The following is a 22,778-nucleotide window of genomic DNA, read 5'->3' on the forward strand; positions in this document are numbered from 1 at the left end:
GCGGCCCATCACCGCCAGAAACGGCGCCAGCCACGTATCGAGCCCGTCCGTCCCATCGCGATCCCGATCCATCGCCGCCCCCGAGCCATCCTCGGGCAGACAACGCAGCACGACCCCGTAAAGTGCCCAGGTAGTGCTAGAGGCTGTTATGAACTTGCGGCGAGTTGCGCGGCCTGTTTGAGCATGAGGCAGACGAAGGCGACGATGTGGAGAACTGCGAGCGTGCTGGGATAGCGTTCGGTAGTTTTTGACGAGACGACGGAAGCGGGTCGCCCAGGGCGAAGGAGCGCTCCACCACCCAGCGTCGCGGCAGCAGGACGAAGCCGCGCTTGGCCTCGGGCAGTCTGACGACCTCGAGTTCGATGCCGTGCTCGCGGGCGGACGTGGCCGGTTTCTCGCCGGTGTAGCCCTGATCGACGTAGGCGAGATCGACGGTGTCACCGGTGGCGGCTTGGCCTCGGCCAGACGTCCGACCTGGGCGCGGTCGTGCGCATCGGAGGGCGTGACGTGCAGGGCCAGGAGATGGCCCAGCGTGTCGACGGCCAGGTGGACCTTCGAACCTTTCTTGCGCTTGGCTCCATCGTAGCCGGCCCGCTCGCCGTTCTCGGGCGTCGAGCGCAGGGTTCGGCTGTCGAGGATGGCGGAGCTCGGCTCCGGGCTGCGGCCAGAAGCCATACGCAGCAGTGCCCGCAGATCGTCGGCGAGTTGCTCGAAGCAGCCCGCTGCCAACCAGCGCTGGGTCTGCTGGTAGACGGCTTCCCAGGGCGGGAGGTCGTTGGGCATCCACCGCCACGGCGCGCCCGTCTTCACGACGTAGCGCAATCCGTTGAACACCTCGCGGAGCGAATGCTCACGCTGCCCTGCGTCTTCGCGCAGCAGCGTCAGGTAAGGGGCGACCAGCGCCCATTCATCATCGGAGACGTCGGACGGGTAGGATCTGCGCGAAGTGGTCATGCCTCTTAATCTGGAATCCCAACACCACGGGTCCATAACAGCCTCTAGCCACGGCGGCGGAACAGCAAACTCGCACGACGTTTTCCATCAGGCCTCTGCCCGATTGAAATTGGGATATATCTTGCGTCCTCGTCTCATGGGGGGATCTTTCGTCTTGGCAGAATATGCCGACGCGGAGTCCACGGCCGTGATCGGCGATGACCTCATTTCGGCTGAATAGGCCGGTGCGGCCTCGGTCACTGGCGGGAGAAATACGTATTCCTGATCTGCTGCTGGAGGGTCGGGGCCGAGGCGAGAGCCACCTCGAAGGTCGTCTTGTCGAGAACGTGCACATAGCCCTCGTCTCCGCCGACGATGGTCGCGTTGCGCACCTCGCCGGTGATGAGGGCGCGTTCGCCGAAGTACCGGCCGGGGCCGAGCGTCGCCACGATCGCGTCGCCCTCCGGCCCCGCCACGTGAATATCGACGGCGCCCGTGCGGATTAGGTAGAAGTGCTCGCCGATCTCGCCCTGCCGGATCAATACGTCGCCCGTCCGGTATCGCCGCCGCTCCATCTTCTCGGCGACTTGGCTGAGTTCACCCGGGCTCAAGGCGCCGAAGAACTCGATCTTCGCGAGCATCTCGCAAACGATGACCTGTTCGCGGACCATCACATCGGAGACGATCCGGCCATCGACGAGGGAGACGATGCGGTCGGCCTTGTCGAGCACACGGTTGTCGTGCGTCACCATCAGGCACGAGGCTCCGGTGCCGGCGATGTGCTCCTGAAGCAAGGATACGACCTCGTGGCTGGAAGCCGCGTCAAGGGCGGCCGTGGGCTCGTCCGCGAGGACGAGGCGGGGGGCGTTCACGAGGGCGCGGGCCACCGCCACACGCTGCCGCTGCCCCCCCGAGAGGGCGCTCGGCTTATTCCGCATACGCTGGCCGAGGCCGACCCGTTCGAGGAGGTAGGCCGCGCGGGCCTGGGCCTCTGGTGTCGGCCCCGCTTGGATCTGCGCGGCCATCATCACGTTCTCGATGGCGGTGAGCGAGTCCAGAAGGTTGTGCAGCTGGAAGATGAAGCCGATGCTGCGTCTCAACTCGATCAGGCCCGCGTCCCCGAGGCCGGTGACGTGCCGCCCGAGCACCGTCAGCACGCCCGATTGACCGCTGCGCAAGGCACCGAGCAAGGTGAGGAGCGTCGTCTTCCCCGATCCGGACGGGCCGGTCATGATCACAAGCTGACCCGGCGGGATGCTGATTGTGATGTCGGTCAGGATCTGCGTGCGCGTATCGCCCGTGCCGAAGCAGTGCGACAGGCCGATCGCCGTCGCGAGATCCTCGGCGGCCGGGGCGTCGGGTCGGCGCAGGGCCGGTGGAATTACGGCGTGCATTCGCGGCTCTGGAGCTTTTTCCGCCGAAGTAGATACCGGTTTGGCGTCATAAGGTGCAGCAAGGACAATGGAATGAAATTTTTTTCGTAACTCACTGATTACGGAAACTTCCTAAAATAGATCTACGGGGTCGGCACGCTTGAGCTTCTTGGTGCTGAACATGGCCGCCGTCAGCCCCATCGCCACCACGATCGCAAGCACCATCGCGAGGTACTGCGTCTTCAGGTCGAGGGGCAACTTCGTCACCGAGGCGGCCACGCTGTAGATCACCAGCGTGATCAGGATCGATGGGAAGTAGGTGGCCACGGCGAGGGCCACCGCGATGTAGGCGACAAGGTAGACGAAAAAGGATTGCCCGTAGCCGATGGCTCGTAGCGCCGCGTATTCCCGCATGTTGTCGTTGATGATCCCGTGTAGCACCTGCGAGATGAACACGATCCCGACAAAGATTCCGACCGCGAGACCGATATTGAAGATGAAGCCGATGGGGGTGCGGAAGGCGTAGAAGCCGATCTCGTTCTCGATGAATTCAGGCTTCAGGAACACCCGGGCATTCGGCCCTAGCCGCCGCGCGAGGGCTGCCTTGACCACCTCGGGATCGGCGCCCACCTCTACTTTGACGATACCCATCGAGACCCGGTCCAGGGGGACGCGCAAGTACCGGAAGAAATTCAGGTCCGAGGTGATGATGTTGCCGTCGGCGCTGATTGTCGGGCCGACCGCGAAGGAGCCGGCGATGTGGAACACGAACTGCGTCGCGGCTGCGGGAGCCGGCAGCACTAGGTCGAGGTCGCCGGACCTGATGAACTGGTCCGCGACCCGGCCGAGTTCGTAGCGGGAGCGGCGATCGATGATCGCGGTCTGCGGCAGGGTGATCCTCGGGATCGCCTCATTGACCTCCGGCAGGGTGAAGACGGGCTGATCGGGCGCGAAGGCGTAGAGCCACGTCGTGAGGAAGTTGCCGTCGGACGGGTTGGCCACTTGCACCGTGCTCGCATAGAGGGGCGCGGCCGAGCGCACGCCCGGCACCGTGCGCGCATCGTAGAGCAGGCTGCGCGACATCCACGGCGGGTTGAACGACATCGTCTTGAACCCGGGCGAGGTAAGGACGATCTGGCCGTCGAACGCCTGCGCAATGGCCACGCCGCTGTCGTAGAGCGCGCCCTTGAAGCCGAGCTGAGTGAACATCAACACCACGGCTACCATTACGCCGAGGAGGGCGCCGAGGAGCTTGGCGCCGCGGTGCGTGAGTTGCCGGTAGGCGAGGCGTGCGGCCGCCCGTTGGACGAAGGCGCCTGCGCGTTTGCGCGTCGTCATGTGGCGGGCGATGCATCGAACCGCACCGTGACTTCCGCGCCGATGACCTCGGGAAGGGGCCGATCCGGCGTGACCTCGACCTCAACGATCTTCGCATCGCGTCCGACGAGGATGTCCGAAGACGGGCGCCTCTGGCGGTAGGTCTCGTGGGCGATGCGGCTCACCTTGCCGGCGACGGGCTCCGCCAGCGACGAGAGGCTGACCGTCGCGCTCATCCCGGGGCGGATGCCGCCGATGCCGCCCTGGTCAACTTCCGCGACCACGACGAGATGTGCGAGATCACCGACCCGCATGATGCCGTCGCCGGAGATCATCTCCCCGCTATGGGTCTGGATGGAGAGAACGGTCCCCGACTGGCGGGCCCGGATCCGGAGGCGTTCCATCGCCTTCTTGGCGCGGGTCACGTTCGCTTCGGCCACCGCCACCTGCCCCGTGGCGAGGGCATCGTCCACCGGCCTCACCTCCGAGAGCGCCTTGATGGTGTTCTGGCCTTGGGCGACCTCCTGGGTAAGCTGGTCGAAGGTCGCCTTCTGTGCGTCGAGCAGCTGAATCGAGACGGCATTCTTCTCGACCAGCATTGACGCGCGGCTCAAGTCCTTCTCGGCCTTCAGCAACTGCGCGCGCCGAGCTGCAAGGGCGTTTCTCTGCGCATCGATCTCGGCGACCTTCCCGACGCCCGCCAGCAACTGGTCCCGCTGTAACTGCGCGACCCGCAGGTTCGCCTTCGCGACCTCGTAATCGGCCTGGGCGAGTTCGTAGCCGTTGATGACCGCCACGACCTGCCCGGGCTCCACAGTGCTGCCCTGCTCCACGAGGATCTTGTCGACGATGGCCACCGTGCTCATGCTCTCGGGTGGGCCGCTAATCGCGATCACGCCAGTCCGGGGCTCGATCCGGCCGCGGGCGACGATGCTGGTGGCCGGCTTCGGCGCCAACGCGAACGACGCCCGCTCCGGATGCTGGTCCGCCGCCCAGGTGCTCAGACCGAGGAGGCCGAGGGGCAGGACGGTCAAGCCCGCGATACGAAATGTGCGCGCCATGCTGCATTCAGCCCCAGACTGCCGGTCCTATCCCGGTCTTTATTGCACTCACTTCCGCTTGCGCGCCATCCGCCGGGAATACGCGAAAACCACTAAGAGCGTGGTCGATCGGACTATCATGGAAGCTGTGCTTTTTAAGTCATAGTCCATGTTCGAATTAGAGAAATATCCCGGGCATTTCATGCAGCAACTTAATATTCGGGAAACGCGATAGCGGCCGGATCAAGTCCCCGCACCCTCCGACCGGTGACGACGGCTCCCGCGGCCGCCCCGGGCGGGCTTTCGCGCCTACTTGCTGAGGGCGACATAGATGCCGGTCCACTCTGGCGGCGGCGGCTCCAGGCGGAAGTCCCGAATCCGCTCCAGGTAGAGCCGGTACACACCATCGATCCGCAAGCCTGCTCGGAGGGTCCGGCATTCCTCCGCCTTGGCGTGGGCCTCGTCCCAGCGCCGGGCCCGATACGCTTCCACCATTATCTCATGGTGTGCCGAGAGGGCCGCGAACCGGGGGGACGCAGCGCAGTCCTGGTCACCGACCAGGGTCGAGATGCGCTCGGGCTGCGTCTTCCCCTTCACCTGGATCAGGTCGATCTCCAGGACGGCGTAGCGGGCCCGAATGGACTGCGCGGTCTGCGCCCCGAGGATGATCTTCACGCCGTAATACTTGGATTGCCCTTCAAGCCGCGAGGCGAGGTTCACGGAATCGCCCAGGACGGAATATTCGAAGCGCAGATCGGAGCCCATGTTGCCGACGACGCAGGGGCCGGTGTTGATGCCGATGCCGACATCGAGGGGAAGCACCGGGTACCCGCCTGATTCCGCCTTAATTTGGCGGGCCTCGTTCAGGGCATCCATCCGCGCGAGCATGTCGAGGGCAGCGGCGGCGGCGTTCGCCTCACGCGCCGCGTCGTCGAGCGGGGCGTTCCAGAGCGCCATGATTGCATCGCCCATATACTTGTCAATCGTGCCCTTCCGCTCGAGTATCGCGTTCGTGAGCGGTGTAGGAAGCGGTTCATGAGGGCCGTGAGACCCGTGGGATCGGTCTTGTAGAATTCCGAGATGGTCGTGAAGCCGCGCACGTCCGAGAACATGATCGTCAGCCGCCGCGCCTCGCCGCCGAGGCGTAGCCTGTCCGGCGAATGGGCGAGTTGCTCGACGAGGGCCGGGGACAGGTAGCGCCCGAAGGCGGCGCGAATGCGGTTGCGGCCCGCCTGCTCCCGGAAATAGTTGCTGAAGACCAAGACCAGATAGATCAGGAAGGTCGTGGCCAGGGGGAAGGTGGCATCGAACAGCGCGCCCTCGGCGGTGAAGCGATACCACGAGACGCAGGTGAGTCCGGCGGCCACCAGTCCGTCGAGAATCAGCAGCGTGAGGGCGCCCAGGATGGGGGCGAACACGATGATACCCACCGACACGGCCGCCGCGACGGCGAGTTCGACGAGGATCGCGCCGATGGGCAGGGTGAGGGTGGTGCCGGTCATGAGATTTTCGAGAAGCTGAGCATGAACCTCGACGCTCGGCATGGACCGGTCGATTGGCGTCGTGCGGTTATCCAGAAGGCCGACGGCGGATGTCCCGATTAGGACGATCTTGTCTTTAAGGCGCTCGGGCGGGACGATCCCGGCCAGGAGGCCCCGGGCGGACACGTACAGGCCGGCATCGTGGGGGCCAAAGCGCACCCAGATCTGCCCGCGCGGATCGGTCGGCAGCACGAAAACGGGCAGGTGGATCGAGACGACGCCCTGCTAATCAGTCCGGACGAGGATGCTGTCTGCCTGGGTCAGGACGCGCAGGACATCGAGGCTCAGGGTCGGCACGACCGCCCCTTCCGCCCGCACAACCATCGGCACCCGCCGCACGACGCCGTCCCGCTCCGGGCTGATCATGAAGACACCCCGCCCGGCAGCGGCGTTCTCCAGGATCGGCAGGTTGCGGATCAGGCCGGGGAAGCCGATCAGCGCCGTGGTCGGGTCGGAATCCGTCCCCACCACGGCGATCCCGGTCTGGGGCGGCGGCGTGTCGCCGGTCCACGGGAAGGGCGAGCCCGATGCGGTTTGGCCGAGAACCGCAGGCAGGGTCTTGATCGCCTGCGCGAACACGGCATCGCTGTCGGGCTGCGCCCGCAAGTCGGCCCGCGCCGCCTCGTTCAGGTTCGGCAAGGTCGTCGCAAGGAGCGGGGGCGACAGCCGGTCCGGTTCGCTGAAGACGACATCGAAGGCGACGACCGCCGTGCCGGCATCGCGGAGCTTCTCGCACAGGGCGGCGAGCCGCGTGCGCGACCACGGCCACTGGCCGAAGGCGGCGAGGCTCGCCTCGTCGATGTCGACGATGGCGACCGGGCGCTCCGGCAGCGGAACCCGAGGGGAGAGGACCTGATAGGCATCGAAGACGCGCAGCCGCAGCGCCTTGACCGGTGGCGGGTCGTAGACCCGCACCGCCATCAACACCGCGAGGACCAAGGCCGCCAGCACCCGGCCCGGCCCGATCCGGCGGCCGAAGTTCCTTACGCGGGGGAGCCTCATGGTCGGCCGCATCCGCGCCCTCCCATCAAAACGCGTAACGGACCGAGGCGCCGCCGTGGATCGTATCGCCGATCGGCCGCGGCCCCAGCGTTCCGAGGATGAACGCATCGAGGGCCAAGTCCTGCTTCACCCGGTAGCTGACCCGGGCACCGTATTCCGCCCAGGTGTAGGAACCGAGCGGCGTCGGGAAGGCCACGCCCGCCACCGTGCCGTTCAGGCCGCTCGTCAAGCCGAAGCCGTGGGAGACGCCGAGGTTCACCTGTCCCTCGATCGAGGTCCCGAACAAGTGCGTGTACTGGCCGCCGATCTTGGCGATGTTGATGACGTCGGTCCCGCCGTTGTTCACGAGCGGGTAGGGGTTGGGCACCAGCTGGGATTCGGTATAGGCGCCGACATACTGCCAGCCCCGGCTGTATTCGACGGCGCCCGCGATTTCGTCGCGTGGCGTCAAGCGGGCGACGTAGCCGACGCGCCCGAAAACCGACCCCCCGATGTTCGAGGTGCGGCCGACACCGCTACCGAGCATGTCCCCGAACGTGTACGTCCGGTCATAGGTGGTGACTTGGCTCGGGGCGAAGAGACCGCCGACATCGACGAAGGGCCGCGCCGAGCCGAGACCGGCCGGATCGTAGCGCAGGAGGCCAGCGAAGATCGGCGCGCCGGACACGTGGACTTTCCCGCTGTCGTAGCCCGAATAGGCGAAGCCGCCGATGGCAATGAGCTCGTCGTTGAGGGCGCGGCGCCCCTGCGCGCCGACGCTGTAGGATCCGGCCAGTCCAAAACCGCTGAAGCAGCTGCCGCAACTGATTTGCTGGTTAAAGCCGGTCAGGACGCTGCCGAGCATCCGTTGCGTCACGAAGGCGCCGATCCGGTCGCGGGCGAGGGCCTGGGCCGAGGTGATCGCGCTGGTCAGGTCCTGGGTCGGCGCCGCGGGCGTCGGGGTCGTGTCACCGAATTGGATGTAGGCTTCGTTCGCATCGTAGCCGACCGTCGGTTGCAGGCCCCGGATGGGCGCGGTGTAGGTCACGCTCGTGAACTGGCCGGTCAGCCCGCTGCTGGCCACGAGGATCGGTAGGCGGATCGGGGTCGTGTAGACGGCGGCGGTGGGGGTGATCTGGAGGATGCCTCCCGGTGCGATGCTCGCCGTGAGCGGAGTCACGAGGCGGCTCGCCGCCGTCTGGGCGACGGTTGTCGCCAGGGCCGAGCCCGCCCCGAAGGCGACGGGCCCCTCGGCGGTCAGCGTGCCGGTCGGGTTGGCCGCGTTGCCCGGCGCCACGAAGCCGCCGGACTGGACGGACAGGGCCCCGAGGCGACCGGTCCCGCTCAACCCCGCGTCGGGCGCGACCGTGGTGAGGGGAGATGAGGCGATGGATCCATCGACCTGCAGGATGCCGGCGGAGACCAGCGTGGAGCCGGTATAGGTCGCGTTCCCGAGGATCGATAACGTCCCCGAACCGGCCTTTTCGAGGGAGCCCGGCCCCGAGATCGTTCCGGCCAGACCGATCGTCCCCGGACCAGAATCGATCGTGGGGTCCGTCTGCCCGGTGAAGCGGATGGCGTTCTGCAGGGTGTAGCCGCTGCCGAGAAAGGCGAGGCGGGTGCCTTCGTCCATCGCGATGGCGCCGGTCCCGGCCGCCTGCGGATTGGTCAGGACGAGGGTGCCGCCGGCGACCAGGGTGCCGCCGCCGTAGCTGTTGGCGCCCGCCAGGGTGAAGGTGCCGGTGCCGGCCTTGGTCAGGCCGAGCGCCGAGGTGCCATCGGCAAAGACGCCGGCAAAGGTGGTCGAGCTGTTGCCGCCACCCGTGGTCAGGCTCACGGCCTGGGCGCCGTTGTTGCTGACGCGCCCGCTTCCCGCCAGCGAGGCGATGGTCTGGCCGAAGCCGCCGAGATCGAGGACCGCCCCACCGGCCACGGTGAAGGCAGACGCCGCCGAGAAGGCATTCGCCGCCCCGCCCGCCAGGGTCCCCGCCTGGACGAGGGTCGGCCCGGTATAGCTGTTGGCGCCCGAGAGGGTCAGCGTTCCCGGGCCGCCCTTCGTCAGGCCACCGGATCCGACGAAGACGCCGACCGCCGTAAGCGTGACGTCCTGATTCGTCTGGATCGTCCCCCCCGACGTGCCGAGGGTGAAGGTCCGGGCCGTTCCCAGGGTCGCCGTCGCCCGAAGGATGCCGCCATCCAGCAGGACGCCGCCGGACGCGGCGCCGAGGTTTCCATCCGAGGAGATCGAGAGGGTCCCCCCTAGGATCTGCCACGGCGTGACCGCCGCCGTCGTGTCCGTCAGGGTCCAGGTGCTCGAGCCCGTCTTCTGGAAGATGCCGAAGCTCTGATACTGCGAGCCAATCGCCGCTACGGAGAACGTCCCGTCGGCGGAGCCGCCGAGGATGAACCGGTCCGCGGCGCTCGCGGCAACCACGGTGCCGTTGATCGCCGAGCCGGCATACAGGGTCAGGCTGTTCAGGCCGCCGGTGAAGGCGATGGCGGGCGCGGTGCCGCCGGCGCCGATGCCGATCGTTCCGCCGTTGATGACGTCGAGGTTCGCGCCCACGACCGCCGATCCGGCATAGCCGGCGGCGCCCGTCGAGCCGGCCCCGCCGACGATCGTGCCCAGGTTGCTGAGGGTGCCGCCGTCGGGCGCGTAGATCCCGATGCCTCCCGCGCCGCCGCCGTCCCCGCCGGCACCGCCCTGTATGCGGCCCGTCGCCAAGTTCGTGAAGCCGCTCGCCCCGGACAGGACGACACCGGTCCCGCCCGTTCCCCCAACCCCGTCGAGGCCTGCACTGCCGTCGGCTCCCGTCGCGCCGCTGGGGCCTTCGAAACCGCTGGCGCCGGCGGCGCCGAAGCCCCCGGCCCCGCCGGCGCCGGCAGCACCGCCCTGGCCGCCGAGGATGGTGCTGGTATTGGTGAAGCCTGGGCCGGACAGCAGAAGCCCGGCGCCGCCCGCGCCGCCACGGCCGCCGTTGCCGCCCGCTCCCCCCGCGCCACCGGGTCCGAACGAAATCCCGCCGTCGGCACCGGCTCCACCTTGGCCGCCGTTGCCGCCCGTGCCGCCCTGAATGGTCTGGTCGTTGCGCAGCGCGCTGCCCCCCGTGACGGAGAGCCCCGCCGCGCCGTTGCCGCCATTGCCGCCATTGCCGCCATTGCCGCCCGAGCTACCGGGCGTCCCGAACAGGGCTTCGCCGTCGTAGTAGACCGGCCCGCCGTCGCCACCCGCGCCGCCGGCCCCGCCCGCGCCGCCCGTGATCGTGCCGCTGTTGCCGAAGGTCGTCGCATTGACAGGCGCAGCCCCGATCCCGCCCGCGCTTCCGTTCCCGCCTTGACCGCCGGCAAGTCCGGAAGTCGCGTTGGTGTAGACTGGGGGAGCCGCCGCCCCGGCCGAGCCGTCTCCGCCGACGCCGCCGGTGATCGTTCCGACGTTGATGAGCGCCCTGCCGGCCGGGGCGTAGAACCCGATGCCGCCGGCACCTCCGCCTGCGCCACCCGCCCCGCCGGTGACGCTTCCCCCCGCGGTGTTCGTGAAGGTACCCGCCCCCGCTAGGAAAGTGCCAGTCCCGCCCGTGCCGCCGAGGCCGGCAGCGCCATCCGGTCCCGTCGCCCCGAACGGGCCCGAACCGGAGGCACCGGAGCCGCCCGCGCCGCCGAAGCCGCCCGCTCCAGCAGCACCGGCCACTCCGCCGGTCCCGCCCGCGATGGCGCCGGAATTGGTGAAGCCGTCACCGCCGAGGACCTGAAGCCCCGTGCCCCCGAAGCCGCCGTTGCCGGCCGCGCCGCCGCCTCCGCCGGTTCCCCCGGCGCCTCCCGTTGCGAAGGAGCTCTGGTAGCCGTCGCCTCCGGTGCCGCCCTGGCCACCATTTCCCCCTTGGCCACCCTGGCCACCCTGGATTGTGCCAGTGTTGCCGTGGGTGCCTGCGCCGCTGACCTGGAGACCGGTTCCGCCGGTTCCTCCGCTGCCGCCGTCGCCTCCGATTCCGCCGATGCCGGCGTCCGACGGCGGGGCGCTGTCGCCGCCGTCCGATCCGCCGCCGCCCTGGCCGCCCGCGCCACCGGCTCCCCCGACCCCGCCCGCGCCGCCCGCGGCGGTTCCCGTATTGGTGTAGGTGACCGCGTCGGTGCGTGTTCCGGCGCCGCCGGTGCCGCCCGGCCCGCCGGTGTCGCCCGCGCCGCCCGTGGCCGCCGTGTCGCCCTGCGCCCCATCGGCGCCAACGCCGCCCATGCCGCCGTCGCCACCCTGTCCACCCGTCCCGTCCGGGGTGCCTTGAGCACCGGCTTGGCCCGCCGACCACGCCGCGGGCTGGTTGAATAGGAACGTGGACAGGGCTCCGCCGACGAAGACCGTCGTCAGCAGCCACGTGGATCGGCGATGGGCCATACGCCACCTTCCCCCAGCGTTCTCTGCGCCGTTCCAGGCCACGATGGATCGCCCGTGCCGTCTCCCACCCGGCCAGCTGCCGAGTAGCCGCGACAGATAATTACGCGCTTAAATACAGAACTGTCTGGAATGTCCGGCTGCGTTTATTCGTTTTCTTCAGATTCGAACCGGGTGTGTGAATATCGCCACAGACTGTATATCGCCGGGCGCGGCGCGTCGCCGCAGCTGTGAACTTCCCCCGGGACTGTGATCGCAGGCCAAGTTTCTCGCAATGCGGAATGAGCGTAGGCTTCCGACTGGCTTCGTTTCGCCCCGGGGCAGGGGCTGCGCATAGGCCGGAACGGGTCCGCATGCCGACGATCGCGGTGAGTATGATCGTCAAGGACGAGTCCCCCGTGATCCTGCGGTGCCTCGACAGCATCCGCGGCCTGATCGACGCCGCCGTGGTGATCGATACCGGGTCCCAGGACGGGACGCCGGATCTAGTGCGGGTCTACCTCGCCCGCCACGGCCTGTCCGGATCGGTGATTGAGGAGCCCTGGCGCGATTTCGCCGCCAACCGCACCTCCGCCCTCGCGGCACTGAGGGCGTACCGCGAGATCGACTATGCCCTGGTCCTCGACGCCGACGATTGCCTCGTCTTCGATGCGGGCTGCGACCCCGCGGCCTTCAAGGCGGGCCTCTGGGCGGATGTCTACGAGATCGAGATCCGGCATGGGGGGACCGTCTACCGGCGCCCACAACTGTTCTCGAACCGGTTGCCGTTCGCCTACCGGTCGGTCCTCCACGAGTACCTCGTCATCCCGCCCTCGGCACGGTCGTGCGCCGTCGCCGCGGGCGTCGGCATCCGCTACGGCGCGGACGGGGCGCGCTCACGCAGTCCGGGCAAGTTCGCCCGCGACGCCGCCTTACTTGAAGCGGCCCTCGCGGAGGAGGCGGATCCGCTGCTGCGCACGCGGTACGCGTTCTATCTGGCGCAGACCTATCGGGACGACGGGCAGCCTGAACGGGCCATCGCCGCCTATCGGCACCGGGCCGAGCTCGGGCAGTGGAACGAGGAAGTCTATTTGAGCCTGCTCAATGCTGGCGAGCTGATGGCGGGGCAGGGGGCGCCGACCGGGGAGGTGCTGGCGGTGCTCGGCCGGGCGACGGACACGATCCCCCACCGGGTCGAGTCCCGTCATGCCGCGGCGCGCATCTGCCGAGAGCGGGGCGAGCACGCCGCCGGGCTCGCCGTAGCGGCGCCGGGTCTCGGCCGGCCCCAACCGGATGCCGGCCTCTTCCTCCGCCCGGCTGCCTATACGGTGGGGTTGCTCGACGAATACGCGGTCAACGCCTACTGGGCCGGTCGCGACATTGATTGCCTCGTCGCCTGCGCGGTCCTCCTTGCACGACGGGACCTCGATCCCGAAACCCGCGCGCGGGTGCGGGCGAACCGCGACCATGCCTACGGCCGCCTTGAAGCGCAGGCCTCCCCGTGGCTGGCGACCCTGGACGCCCGGTCCCCCCGGATCGCCGTGATCACGCCCTACGGCGCGGAGCCGCCCGACACGCTCCAACGCTGCCTCGAGTCGGTGAAGCGCCAAACCCTCCACACCGACCATATCCTCGTCGCGACCGGATCTCCCCAGGCGTGGCTGGACGGGGCGGTCGCGCGGCACGTCGGCCTCGGGCCTAGGGGGAGCGGAGGGCAGGGGGCCGCCCTGTCGATCGGCGGACTCCTCGCGGCCTCATCGGACTATGCCGCCGTCTGCCTCCTCAACCCCGCCGACTGGTACGACGACGACCATGTGGAACGGTGTCTAGTCGCGGCCCTTTCGATGGGGTTGGACGCGTGCGGGTTCGCCGCCGCATCGCGCCGGTTCCTCCGTCCGGACCTGACCCCGATGCCCCTCGCTGACGAGGACCCGGAGACGTTCGTCGCGACGAGCGGCTACCTGTTCCTGCCCGCGGCCTTCGGGCTCTGCGCGGCCTGGGCCCTGATGCCCGCAGCCCTCGGCCCCATCGCGGACCGGGTATTCTTCCGGGTCGCCAAGGCAGGGGCGGACCTAATGGGTTTGGCCACGGCCCGCACCCACTGCCCCACCGTGAATTGTATCGCGCCCTACGCCGCCTTCTACGAGGCCCTTGGGGAAACCGCGCCCGCGAAGGCGGAGCCGTTGCCCGACCACGGCGCCCATCGCGCCTGGATCGAAGCCCTGCCGCCGGAGGCCCTCGCGTCGCACCGCGCCCGCCTGGGGATCGATCTCCGCGATCTGTATCGCACCCCGCGGGATCGGCCCGGAGGAGACGACAATCATGTCGCTGCCGCTCCGGCATCCTTTTTACAACAGAGACGATAGATTCGGCTCACGCCATTGCGGTAAGACTATCGACGAAACAGTATGCCGTCGTCGGTCGATGGGTCGGGAGTTCAAATTTCTCGACTGCCGAGGTTCTATCCCGCTACGTCAATGACTCAGCAGGCATTTCCTTGCTTTTCAAACGGCTTGAAAACGGCCCGGAAGAATCTTCGGTTTGATCGGGTTCGTATCCTGCGGCGAGCACGTTAGATGTTTGGTCCCGGCATTTGATGGAGCGGGTTTGACCGGAAGCGACCGGGCTCGGCGGACCATGCTTTGCAGATGGCTTCGTAGGGGGTGAGACCCCGGAGTGTCTTGAGGCGGCGTGCGAAGTTGTAGGGGCTGACGAAGTCTGCCAGATGGGCACGAAGCTGCGCGTGGCTGTCATAGTGATAGCGTTTGACCGTCGAGTCCTTGATCGTGCGGTTCATCCGCTCGACCTGCCCATTCGTCCAGGGGTGCCACGGCTTGGTCAGCCGATGGTCGATATCATTGCGGGCGCAGGCGAACTCGAAGTTGTGAGCTCGGAAGGTCTCGCCAGCGGCGATTGCCTCCTTAATGATGGAGGCGGCCGAGGCAACGTTGGCGGGTGTGGTGAAGTGGGTGCCATTGTCGGTGAGCACCGTGTGCACCTTGTAAGCACGGCCTCAATGAGATGGCGGAGGAAGTCGCCCGCCACCCGCCGTGTCGCCCTCTCATGGAGCTCAACGAAGGCGAACTTGGTCGTGCGGTCGATGGCGACGAGAAGGTAAAGCCGGCCTTCCGCTGTGTGCACCTCAGCCAGATCGATGTGGAAGTAGCCGAGCGGGTAAACCTTGAAGCGCGAACGCTTGAGCTTGTCGCCGTCGACCTCCGGCAATCGTCTGATGCCGTGACGCTGCAGGCAGCCATGCAGCGATGAGCGGGTCAGGTGCGGGATCGTCGCCTGGAGCGCGTAGAGGCAGTCATCCAGTGGCAGCAGGGTGTGCCGGCGAAAAGCGACGACGACTGCCTCGTCCTCGGGTGACAGCACCGTCGAACGCGGATCCTTAGGCCCCGTGCGCTGGTCGGCGACCGAGGTCCGCTGCCTCCACTTTGCAACTGTCTTCTGGTTGATCCCGTAGCGTTTCGACAGCGCCCTCAGGCTCGCTTGACTATGCTGGATCGCTGGACGGATCGCCTTAGTCGTCGTGGCGCTGCCGTGAAGAACCTGGCCCATAGCGCGTCCCTCCAGGCCGACGTGAAGATCGCACCATCAAACCACGAGATCAAACATCTAGCGCAATCGTAGCGTCACGGTTTCGACGCGGCGTCCGATGGCCGGCCATAACCCCGCGACGGTCCGCTCGACGGTGGCGCGCAGCCTTCATCACCCGCTCGAGCGGGTCCTGGCCTAAGGGACGTCCCACCCCTCGCTCCTCCAGGAAGCGATCGCCGACCCGGCCCGTCGCCCCGGCATGAACCCCACTCCATCGCCTCGGCGCAGACCGGAAACGCACCGATCAACTTTCGCGAGCGGCGCGCAGGGCACGTCAGGGATCAGGTACGAATTCCGACGGCTTCGGACGGTTCGTGAGACTGTCGCGGCTGAACCAGGCCGTCTTCGGCGGCTCGCCGGCGACCAGCACGCGCATCTGATAGACCTGCGTCATCGGCTCCGGGGTGTCGATCAGCTTGACCTGCATCGCGATCGGCAGGCGGACGCAACTCGAGAAGAAGCCGGTGGCACCGGTGATCGCGTCGGCGGCGCTGCCGCAGGAGAGCCCGCCCTTGCGCACCCAGACCTTGCTCGCCAGCACATCGACGAAATCGTCCGCCCCGGCCGGCGCCCCCGCGCCGAGTGCCAGCGCGAGGAGCAGGCCCGTCCGCCGGGCGCCGGATGTCAGGCAGGGCCACGTCATTGCGTCATCTCGCCTCATTCCCTCATCGCGCGCCGCCGCCGGTGGAGAACGGTCCGGCGCCGGCCGGGACGGCCCCTCAGAACTCTGGGCACTTGAAGCCGGTCGTCTGGCGCAGGTCGAACGGGTTGCGCAGGGTCGGTGTGGCGAGGCGCAGGCGGGCCTGGCGCCGGCCGAGTGCGAAGGTGAGCAGCATCGCATCCGGCGTCCACGCCACCTTCCCCTGCGAGACCAGGCGGAACAGGCCCCACTGGCCCTCGCCGACCAGGGCGTTCGTCATCCCGTCGACCTCCGGGCGCAGGGAGAGCGTCGCGGGCGCGTTGGGGATCGCCGGCGGCCACTGCCCCGTGAAGGTGGTCTCGGGTCCGTGAGCGTAAGTGAAGCTCGGGCCACCGATGTCGAACTGGAGCAGGTCGGCCTTGGCGTCGAGGCGGACGGGCTCGAGGGTGAACCGGACGCCGAGGCGGTCGCCCTCGGCGAAGAAGGCCGCGGTGATCGCCTCGGCGCGCTCGAACATCGCGAGCGTCGGGTCCGGCGGGTCGGAGGGCTGGGCGCGGCTGTCGCGCCAGCGCCAGGGCTGGCTGCTGGTGTCGACGAGGTTCGCCAGTTGGGTGCGCCGGAAATTGGCGATGAGGCCGTTGGGCGCGAACAGGCGGGTGAACTCGCCGAGCGGCACCTCTCGCGACGCGCGCAGGTCGAACGGGAAGGTGTTGCCCGTCGTCGCCTCGCAGACCGGCCGTACGGTGGCCGCCCAGCTCTGCGCCGCCCGGCCCCGCACGTCCCACTTCACGAGGGCGGCGCTCTCGTTCGTCAGCCGGGTGAAGTAGGCGCGGATCGAAATCGGCAGCCTGTTGATCGCCGCCTGCATGAGCGCGGCTCCGGTTCCCGTGGGCGGCAGGTCCGGCTGCGGGGCGCCGGCCGCGACGAGCAGGAGCTGGCGGTAGAGGGGGTCGAGCCCCTTGAGCACGGTGTCGACGTTGGAATCCTGTTCCTCCTTCGGTCGCGTTACCGCGTCCCGGAGGCCGGCGAACTGGCGCGCGATGAGCTGACGGGGCCCGGAGATCAGGGCGGCCAGGGAGGCCCGCTGCATCGCCGCGCCCGTGATCGCCGCGCCGGCCACGGCGGTCGCCTGGGCCTGGGCCTGGGTCTTGAGGCCCTGCGCGATGCCGTCCGTGACCTCCCGGTCGGAATTCGTCTCCGCCACCACGGCGGTGAGCAGCTGCACGATGGGGGAGGTCGGTCCGTTGAGGATCGCGATCAGCTCGGCCCCGGCCGCCGCGGTCGGCACCGGCGGCACCGTGAGATCCGAGAGCAGGGATTCCCAGGCCCGCACGTAGTCGGCGCGGTAGAGATCGAGGATCCCGGCCTGGAGGGCGCGGGTGCTGAGGTTCGGCCGGTCGGCGGCGTTCGGGCCGAACACCCAGGCATCCGTGGCCAGACCCTCGGCGATCTGGCCCGCCGCGGCGGTGGCGGCGGCAAGGCCCGCGGCGGTGAACACGCCCGGCACGCCCTCGGCCAGCGAGACGCCGGAGGTCAGGGCGATGGCGCGCGGGCCGAGGCTGCCGGCGTGATCGAGGGGCCGCCACGGGCGCAGGGCCTGCAGGGCCGGCTGCTGGCGCAGCGCTTCGTATCCGATCTGCGCGGCGGCAATCCCGTCGAGCCTGCGGCGGGCCTGGGCGACGAGGTCGGCATCGAGGGGCTGGGCCGCCATGGGGGTGGCGGCGATGAGGTGGCCGACCGTCTGCTGGATCGAAACCGGGTCATCGCCGGGGCCGAGCCAGGCCGCCGCGAGCCCGGGACCGAGATCGGCCATCAGCCCCGTCGGCGGACGCTTCGCGTCGCCGAGGAGGAGGTAGAGCTTGAGGCTCTGGAAGCGGAGGGCGGCCGGGTTCTGCGGCGCGGCCAGGCGTGCCTCGAGGGCGCGCATCAGCGGCGGCAGCAGCAGGTTGGTCAGGCCCGCCCGGTAGGCCGTGTCGGCCGCCGTCCGGATCGTGCGCGCGTCGTCGAAGCCATCCGGCATCGGCGCTCCCGCCGCGGCATCGAGCGCCGCCAGATCGTTCAGGGCCGCGAGGATCGGACCGAAGCTGCGAGCCTCGCCACCGGGTTCGAGGCGCGAAAGGCTCGTGCGCGCGAGGTCGGCCGCGGCCGTCACCTCGGTGACGTAAAGCCCGGAGCGCTGGTAGGAGGACCAGATCAGCAGCGCGCCGAGGCCGAAGATCGCCACGGCGGCCCCCCGGAGCGCGTAGGTCCGCAACCGCAGGCGGAGCCGGGCGCGCTCCGAGAGGCTGCCGCTTCCCGCCTCGCCCAGGATGACCTCGGAGAACAGGCGCTTGAGGAAGTAGGGGCGCCGCCGCGGATGGCTCGCGGACCCCGTCCTGCGCGTCCCGTCGAAGCCGAACCCGCGCGCCAGGGCGGCGCCGACGGTGTCTGTGCGGCTGCCGTCTTGGAGGGCGCTGGTGAGGAAGACGCCGCGCAGGACCGGCGGCACGTCGAAGCGGCTCGGCCGCGCCACCTCCTCCAGGAAGTCGATGACCCGGTCGCGCAGGCTCGCGAGCTGCATCGGAAACTCGAAGGCCAGGATGCGGCGCGCCTCGTCCGGCTCGGCGTGGAAGAAGCTCAGCTGACGCGTCGAGGCACGCCGCACGAGATCGTCGAAATCGGCCCCGAACCGCAGCCGCACTGCTTCCCGGGCGGAGGCCGCGTCGAGCGGCGTCAGGGGGACGCCCCAGACCTGCTCGCGTTCGGCCGACCCGAACGGCTCGAAGAACTCGGCAAATCCCGGCAACCGGTCGAGCTTGGATAGAACGACGTAGACCGGGACCCGGATCCGCAGGCGGCCCGCGATGTCGTCGAGGCGCGTGCGCAGGGTCCGGGCGATCTCGACCCGGTCCTCCTCGGCCAGCGCCGCGAGATCGGTCGCGCCGATGACGAGGAGGACGCCGTTGATCGGCTGGGCGGACCGGACCGTCCGCAGAAGATCGAGGAGCCGGAGCCACAGGCCGGTCGCGGCCGGGTCGGCGCCGGGAAACGCGAGGGCGCCCGATACGTCCACGTAGACCGCATCCTCGCCGACGACGAACCGGCAGGCCGCCTCAGGATCGGCGAGGCCGTCCTCCTGCGCGCTCGCGTGCAGCCGGAGGTCGGCGCCCTGGAGGATGCTGGTCTTGCCCGAGCCCGGCGGCCCGATCACGAGATAGCAGGGCAGCGCGCTGCCGCGGCGGCGCAGGATGTCGAGCGGCCGGCGCCCGCGCAGGCTGCGGAAGGCCCGGCGCGCGGCGGCCCGGATCTCGGCATAGGCCGCCTCGCTCGCCTGCCGCGCGGTGTCGACGCGGGCGCGGGCCTCGAATTCCTGTCGATCCAGGGCATCGAGCCGCGCCCGGTCGGCGCTGCTCTGGCGGGCGCGCAGGAAGGCGTTCAGGCCGCCCCAGAGGAGCAGGATGGCGAGGATCACGACGAGGCGCGACGCCTCGCCCTCGAAGGGCCGCCAGTCCCCGACGGCGACGAGCGGCAGGAGGAACCACGCGAGGATCGCCCCCCCGATCGTCGCCAGCGACGTCAGGGCCAGGACCAGCACGAGCCAGCGGGGATCGCTGCGCCCGAAGTCGAGGAGGCTCACGGCTTCTCCCCCCGGACGTCCAGGATGCCGCGCGCGACGTCGGCATAGGCCTTGTCGGCCGCCGGAACCGCATCGTCGCGCAGGGCCGCGAGGCCGTGGCGTCCCAGAGCGGCGCGCGCGCCGGGCGCGAGGGCAGGCACGCCCCCACCGGCATCGAGCCATCGGCGATAGCCGCCCGCATCGGTCCGGTCGGCGGCGGCGAGCGCCGTGCGCAGGTCCGCACTCGGGGCATCGAGCCGGACGAGGTCGCGGGCGAGGCGATAGCCGAGATGCGGACCGAGGCTGTTGACGAGGGCGCGGGCGTAGAGCGGCTCGATCCCCTGGGCGACCAGCCACGCCGCGTAGTGGTCGAGGGACAGCACCGGCAGCCCCTCCGCCGCCCGGCCGGCCCCGCCATCGCCCCCGAGGGCGGCGAGGCCATCGAGGGCGGTCAGGACGGCCGGAAGCGCCGCGGGGTCGCGCACCGCCAGGCCGGATTCGAGTGGGCCGACCGCCGCGTTGATGCCCGCGAGCCGTGCTACGCCGTCCTGATAGGAGAGCAGGCTCGTGGCGCCGAGGCCCGCACAGACCACGATCGCGGCGGCCGTGAGGAGCCAGCCGCGGATCGTCGCCGTTCGCAGGCCCGGGTGACGCTGCATCGCGAGGCCGGCCTCCGGCAGGATCACGCGCCGGAAGATGCCCTCGACGAAGTAGCCCAGCGCCTCGTCGTCGAGGCCGAGATCCGGCGGGCGGGTGCCCGAGCGCGGCAGGGCGAAGCGCTTGGCCATGTCGGGCAGCAGGACGTCGATCGCCAGCGCGTCCTGCTGCGTGCTGCTCAGGTAGACGCCGCGCAGCCAGGCGCCGGCCCAGCGTCGGTCCCCGGCGGGCATCAGCGGCTCGACGATCGGCTTGAGGATCGCCTCCAAGGCCGCGACCTGCGCGCCGAACCCGACGATGCGCGCGCACTGGAGCGGGTCCGTCTCGGGCGAGATCCACTGGGTCACCCGGGCCCGGATGCTGTCGAGGAGGCGGCCGAACCCGGCCCTGTAGGCGGTGACGACATCCGCGGATTCCGGCGGCCGCGCCGCCGGTGCCGCCCCGGCGGCGGGTTCGCCCGCGCGCGCGGCCTCGCTGCGCGGCTCGCCCCCGGCGGCGGGACCCTGCGCGATGCGCGCGCGGTCGCCGAGTTCCACCGGGAGGGTGAAGCCCCAGGGCTGCTCGCGCTCGGACGGCTCGAGCCGGTCGAAGAACTCGGAGAAGCCCGGCGTCAGGTCGAGCTTCGACACGGCCACGTAGACCGGCGGCGCGTAGTGGAACCGCGCCTCGAAGGCGACCATGAACCGGGTGATCGCCCCGCTCATCTCGACCCGCTCCGCCATGTCCGCGAGGGTGAGGTCGGCCGGGCTGAGGACCAGGATTATGCCGCTGACCGGCACCGTAGTGCGCAGGGCGCGCAGCAGCGGAAGGACCGGGTGCCGCCCGTCCCGCTCCGCCTCGCCCGCGACCTCGATGAACAGGGCGTCCTCGCCGATCCACCAGTGGGAGGAGGGGACCTCGAGGGGCGGATCGAGGCGGAGTCCGGACCGCGCGATCAGGGCCGACTTGCCCATTCCGGGCGGGCCGATGACCAGGTAGGCCGGGATCCTGGCCCCGGCGCGGCGGCCGCCAAGGCGCCGGTCCCGGAAGGCTTTGAGGATCTGCGAGGCCTCGTCGCGCCAGCCCGGTTCGTCCGCGGCGCGGCGCCCCATCAGGAAGGCGGACCTCATCACCGCCCCGTCGCGGAGATCGGGGGACGCTCGGCCCCACCGGCACCGGACGGCGCGCTCCGTTCCGCGAGGCTCTCCTCGGCCGGGATCTGCATCTCGACGCGACGGTTGCGGGCTCGCCCCTCTGGGGTCGTGTTCGGGGCGATCGGATCGTCCTCGCCGCGGCCCGCGACGCCGATGCGGTTCGGGTCCGACAGGTAGGGCTTGAGCATCGCCGCCACCGACGTGGCCCGCGCCTTCGAGAGCTCGAGGTTGCTCCGGATCAGGCTGGTGGCCACGGCGGGGATGTTGTCCGTGTAACCCGTCACCAGGATCTGACCGGGTTCGCGGTTCAGGGCCGTGGCGATCCGCTCGATCAGGGGTGCGTCGCTCGCGGGCAGCGCCGCGCTCGCGGACGGGAAGGAGGCTGCGGGCAGGCGGACCGCCACGATGGTCGGCGTGCCCACCACCTCCACGCGGCGATCGGCGATGTCGCGTTGCAGGATCGCGGAGATGCGCTGCACCTGGGTCAGCGGAACCGGCTTCTTCAGGACGGCGGGCAGGTCCGGCTTGGCCAGGGTGACGGGCATGGTCGGCACGAGGGCGACGATCCGCTGGAGCGCGATGTCCACGCGGCTGGCGAGGCTGAGGCGCAGCACGACGTAGAAGCCCGCCAGCAGCACCAGGGCGCACAGGATCGGAATCCAGAAGCGCAGGGCGCTGGGGGGCGCGGCGTAGGGGATCGCAACCCCGCGCCAAGCCGGCGCGAGGTCGCGCTCGTAAGAGCCCCGGACACGCCGGATGATGCGGTAGAGCTCGGCCCGCAGCCGGTTGAGGAGGTTCTGGCCGTCCTCCATGACCCGGTACTTGCCCACGAAACCGATCGAGAGGCAGATCGCCAGCATCTCGAGGACGTCGATGTTCTCCTCGGGCGCGTGCACGAGCTGCTGCAGCAATTCGAAGACGCGCTCGCCGCCCCAGGTCTCGCCGTAGAGCACGCTGACGAGGCTGCGGGTCGCCCACTGCGCCTGACCCGCCCAGTCGGTGTTCAGGATGATGTCGTCGATGGTCGCGCAGAGAGCGTAGCGCGCGATCAGGACGGAGCGGTTCGGCACGCCCCTGGCCATCGCGGCCGCCTCGAAGCGGCGGATCTCGTCGAGGATGCAGTCGCGGAACTGCCGCAGGTCGGCGGGCGCCGCGCTCTCGTTGAGGCGGGCGGCGAGCCAGAGCAGCGGCGAGGCGACGCTGACCAGGGGATTGAGGGCCGCCGTCTCGAAGGCGCCGTCCACGAAGGCCGTGGCCCGGCGGGCGGCGGGACTCATGGCATCGGCGCGCGCCCGCGGGCCGGCCTCTAGGCCCAGCACCGCGTTGAGGTCGGCGAGGGCACCGCTGGGCGCCGCGCTCAGTGCCGCGTTCTGGCCGAAGGCTTGCCCCTGGCCCAAGGCTTGCCCGAAGCCGGAATCGCCGTCGCCCAAGCCCCGGAACGGATCGGCGAGGAGGGGGCGCTCGAACGGCTGCCGGCCGTAGCCGGCCGCCTGCGCGCGCGGCGAGGCGGGTGCCGGGAGCGGGCGGCGGATGGTGTCGTTCGCGCCCTCTTCTAAACCGAAGAGAGGATTCGTCCTCTGCATCGCGCTGACTCTGGCCTCC

At 69.8% G+C, this 22,778-nt stretch carries 9 protein-coding genes and 3 pseudogenes; 1 reads left to right on the forward strand and 11 read right to left on the reverse strand.

Annotated features, from left to right (window positions below; genetic code table 11):
- Window positions 1-146: 146 nt before the first annotated feature.
- From MKK68_RS15635 to MKK68_RS29510, 6 genes and pseudogenes are all read right to left on the reverse strand, one after another.
- Window positions 147-954, reverse strand: a pseudogene (locus MKK68_RS15635) (IS5 family transposase).
- A 236-nt stretch (window positions 955-1,190) separates the two neighbouring features.
- Entirely contained in the window at window positions 1,191-2,327 is a 1,137-nt protein-coding gene (locus MKK68_RS15640) for an ATP-binding cassette domain-containing protein (RefSeq protein WP_279605370.1), read from the reverse strand.
- A 111-nt stretch (window positions 2,328-2,438) separates the two neighbouring features.
- Window positions 2,439-3,644, reverse strand: a complete 1,206-nt coding sequence (locus MKK68_RS15645) for an FtsX-like permease family protein (RefSeq protein WP_244031125.1) — start codon at window positions 3,642-3,644, stop codon at window positions 2,439-2,441.
- The gene (locus MKK68_RS15650) at window positions 3,641-4,657 is read right to left on the reverse strand and encodes an HlyD family secretion protein (RefSeq protein ID WP_244031127.1); all 1,017 of its coding nucleotides are present in this window, start codon (window positions 4,655-4,657) and stop codon (window positions 3,641-3,643) included. The genes MKK68_RS15645 and MKK68_RS15650 overlap by 4 nt, the downstream gene beginning before the upstream one ends.
- Before the next feature lie 315 nt (window positions 4,658-4,972).
- A pseudogene (locus tag MKK68_RS15655) lies at window positions 4,973-7,218 on the reverse strand (CHASE2 domain-containing protein).
- A 13-nt stretch (window positions 7,219-7,231) separates the two neighbouring features.
- The gene (locus MKK68_RS29510) at window positions 7,232-11,572 is read right to left on the reverse strand and encodes a beta strand repeat-containing protein (protein ID WP_279605371.1); all 4,341 of its coding nucleotides are present in this window, start codon (window positions 11,570-11,572) and stop codon (window positions 7,232-7,234) included.
- Window positions 11,573-11,922: 350 nt separating this feature from the next.
- On the opposite strand from MKK68_RS29510, the gene MKK68_RS15670 reads away from it, so the two are divergent.
- Window positions 11,923-13,914, forward strand: coding sequence for a glycosyltransferase family 2 protein (locus MKK68_RS15670; protein ID WP_244031129.1), 1,992 nt, complete (start codon window positions 11,923-11,925; stop codon window positions 13,912-13,914).
- Between the two features lie 206 nt (window positions 13,915-14,120).
- Here the strand turns inward: MKK68_RS15670 and MKK68_RS15675 are convergent.
- The 5 genes and pseudogenes from MKK68_RS15675 to icmH all read right to left on the reverse strand — a co-directional run bounded on the left by MKK68_RS15675 (window position 14,121) and on the right by icmH (window position 22,759).
- Window positions 14,121-15,112, reverse strand: a pseudogene (locus MKK68_RS15675) (IS481 family transposase).
- Window positions 15,113-15,425: 313 nt separating this feature from the next.
- Complete coding sequence (locus MKK68_RS15680; protein ID WP_244031130.1) at window positions 15,426-15,794, reverse strand: hypothetical protein; 369 nt, start codon at window positions 15,792-15,794, stop codon at window positions 15,426-15,428.
- A gap of 76 nt (window positions 15,795-15,870) precedes the next feature.
- Window positions 15,871-19,407, reverse strand: a complete 3,537-nt coding sequence (gene tssM / locus MKK68_RS15685; RefSeq protein ID WP_244031132.1) for a type VI secretion system membrane subunit TssM — start codon at window positions 19,405-19,407, stop codon at window positions 15,871-15,873.
- Window positions 19,404-21,152, reverse strand: coding sequence for a type VI secretion protein IcmF/TssM N-terminal domain-containing protein (locus MKK68_RS15690; protein ID WP_244031134.1), 1,749 nt, complete (start codon window positions 21,150-21,152; stop codon window positions 19,404-19,406). Before MKK68_RS15690 ends, tssM begins: the two co-directional genes overlap by 4 nt.
- Entirely contained in the window at window positions 21,152-22,759 is a 1,608-nt protein-coding gene (icmH, locus tag MKK68_RS15695) for a type IVB secretion system protein IcmH/DotU (protein WP_244031136.1), read from the reverse strand. Before icmH ends, MKK68_RS15690 begins: the two co-directional genes overlap by 1 nt.
- Window positions 22,760-22,778: the final 19 nt, after the last annotated feature.

This window comes from Methylobacterium sp. E-016, from assembly GCF_022829745.1.
Taxonomy (GTDB): domain Bacteria; phylum Pseudomonadota; class Alphaproteobacteria; order Rhizobiales; family Beijerinckiaceae; genus Methylobacterium.

Excerpts from the sequence above, each read along its gene's own strand:
- MKK68_RS15680 (WP_244031130.1), bottom strand. The coding sequence starts at position 15,794 with ATGACGTGGCCCTGCCTGACATCCGGCGCCCGGCGGACGGGCCTGCTC.
- MKK68_RS15645 (WP_244031125.1), bottom strand. The coding sequence starts at position 3,644 with ATGACGACGCGCAAACGCGCAGGCGCCTTCGTCCAACGGGCGGCCGCA.
- MKK68_RS29510 (WP_279605371.1), bottom strand. The coding sequence starts at position 11,572 with ATGGCCCATCGCCGATCCACGTGGCTGCTGACGACGGTCTTCGTCGGC.
- MKK68_RS15690 (WP_244031134.1), bottom strand. The coding sequence starts at position 21,152 with ATGAGGTCCGCCTTCCTGATGGGGCGCCGCGCCGCGGACGAACCGGGC.
- MKK68_RS15640 (WP_279605370.1), bottom strand. The coding sequence starts at position 2,327 with ATGCACGCCGTAATTCCACCGGCCCTGCGCCGACCCGACGCCCCGGCC.
- icmH (WP_244031136.1), bottom strand. The coding sequence starts at position 22,759 with ATGCAGAGGACGAATCCTCTCTTCGGTTTAGAAGAGGGCGCGAACGAC.
- MKK68_RS15670 (WP_244031129.1), top strand. The coding sequence starts at position 11,923 with ATGCCGACGATCGCGGTGAGTATGATCGTCAAGGACGAGTCCCCCGTG.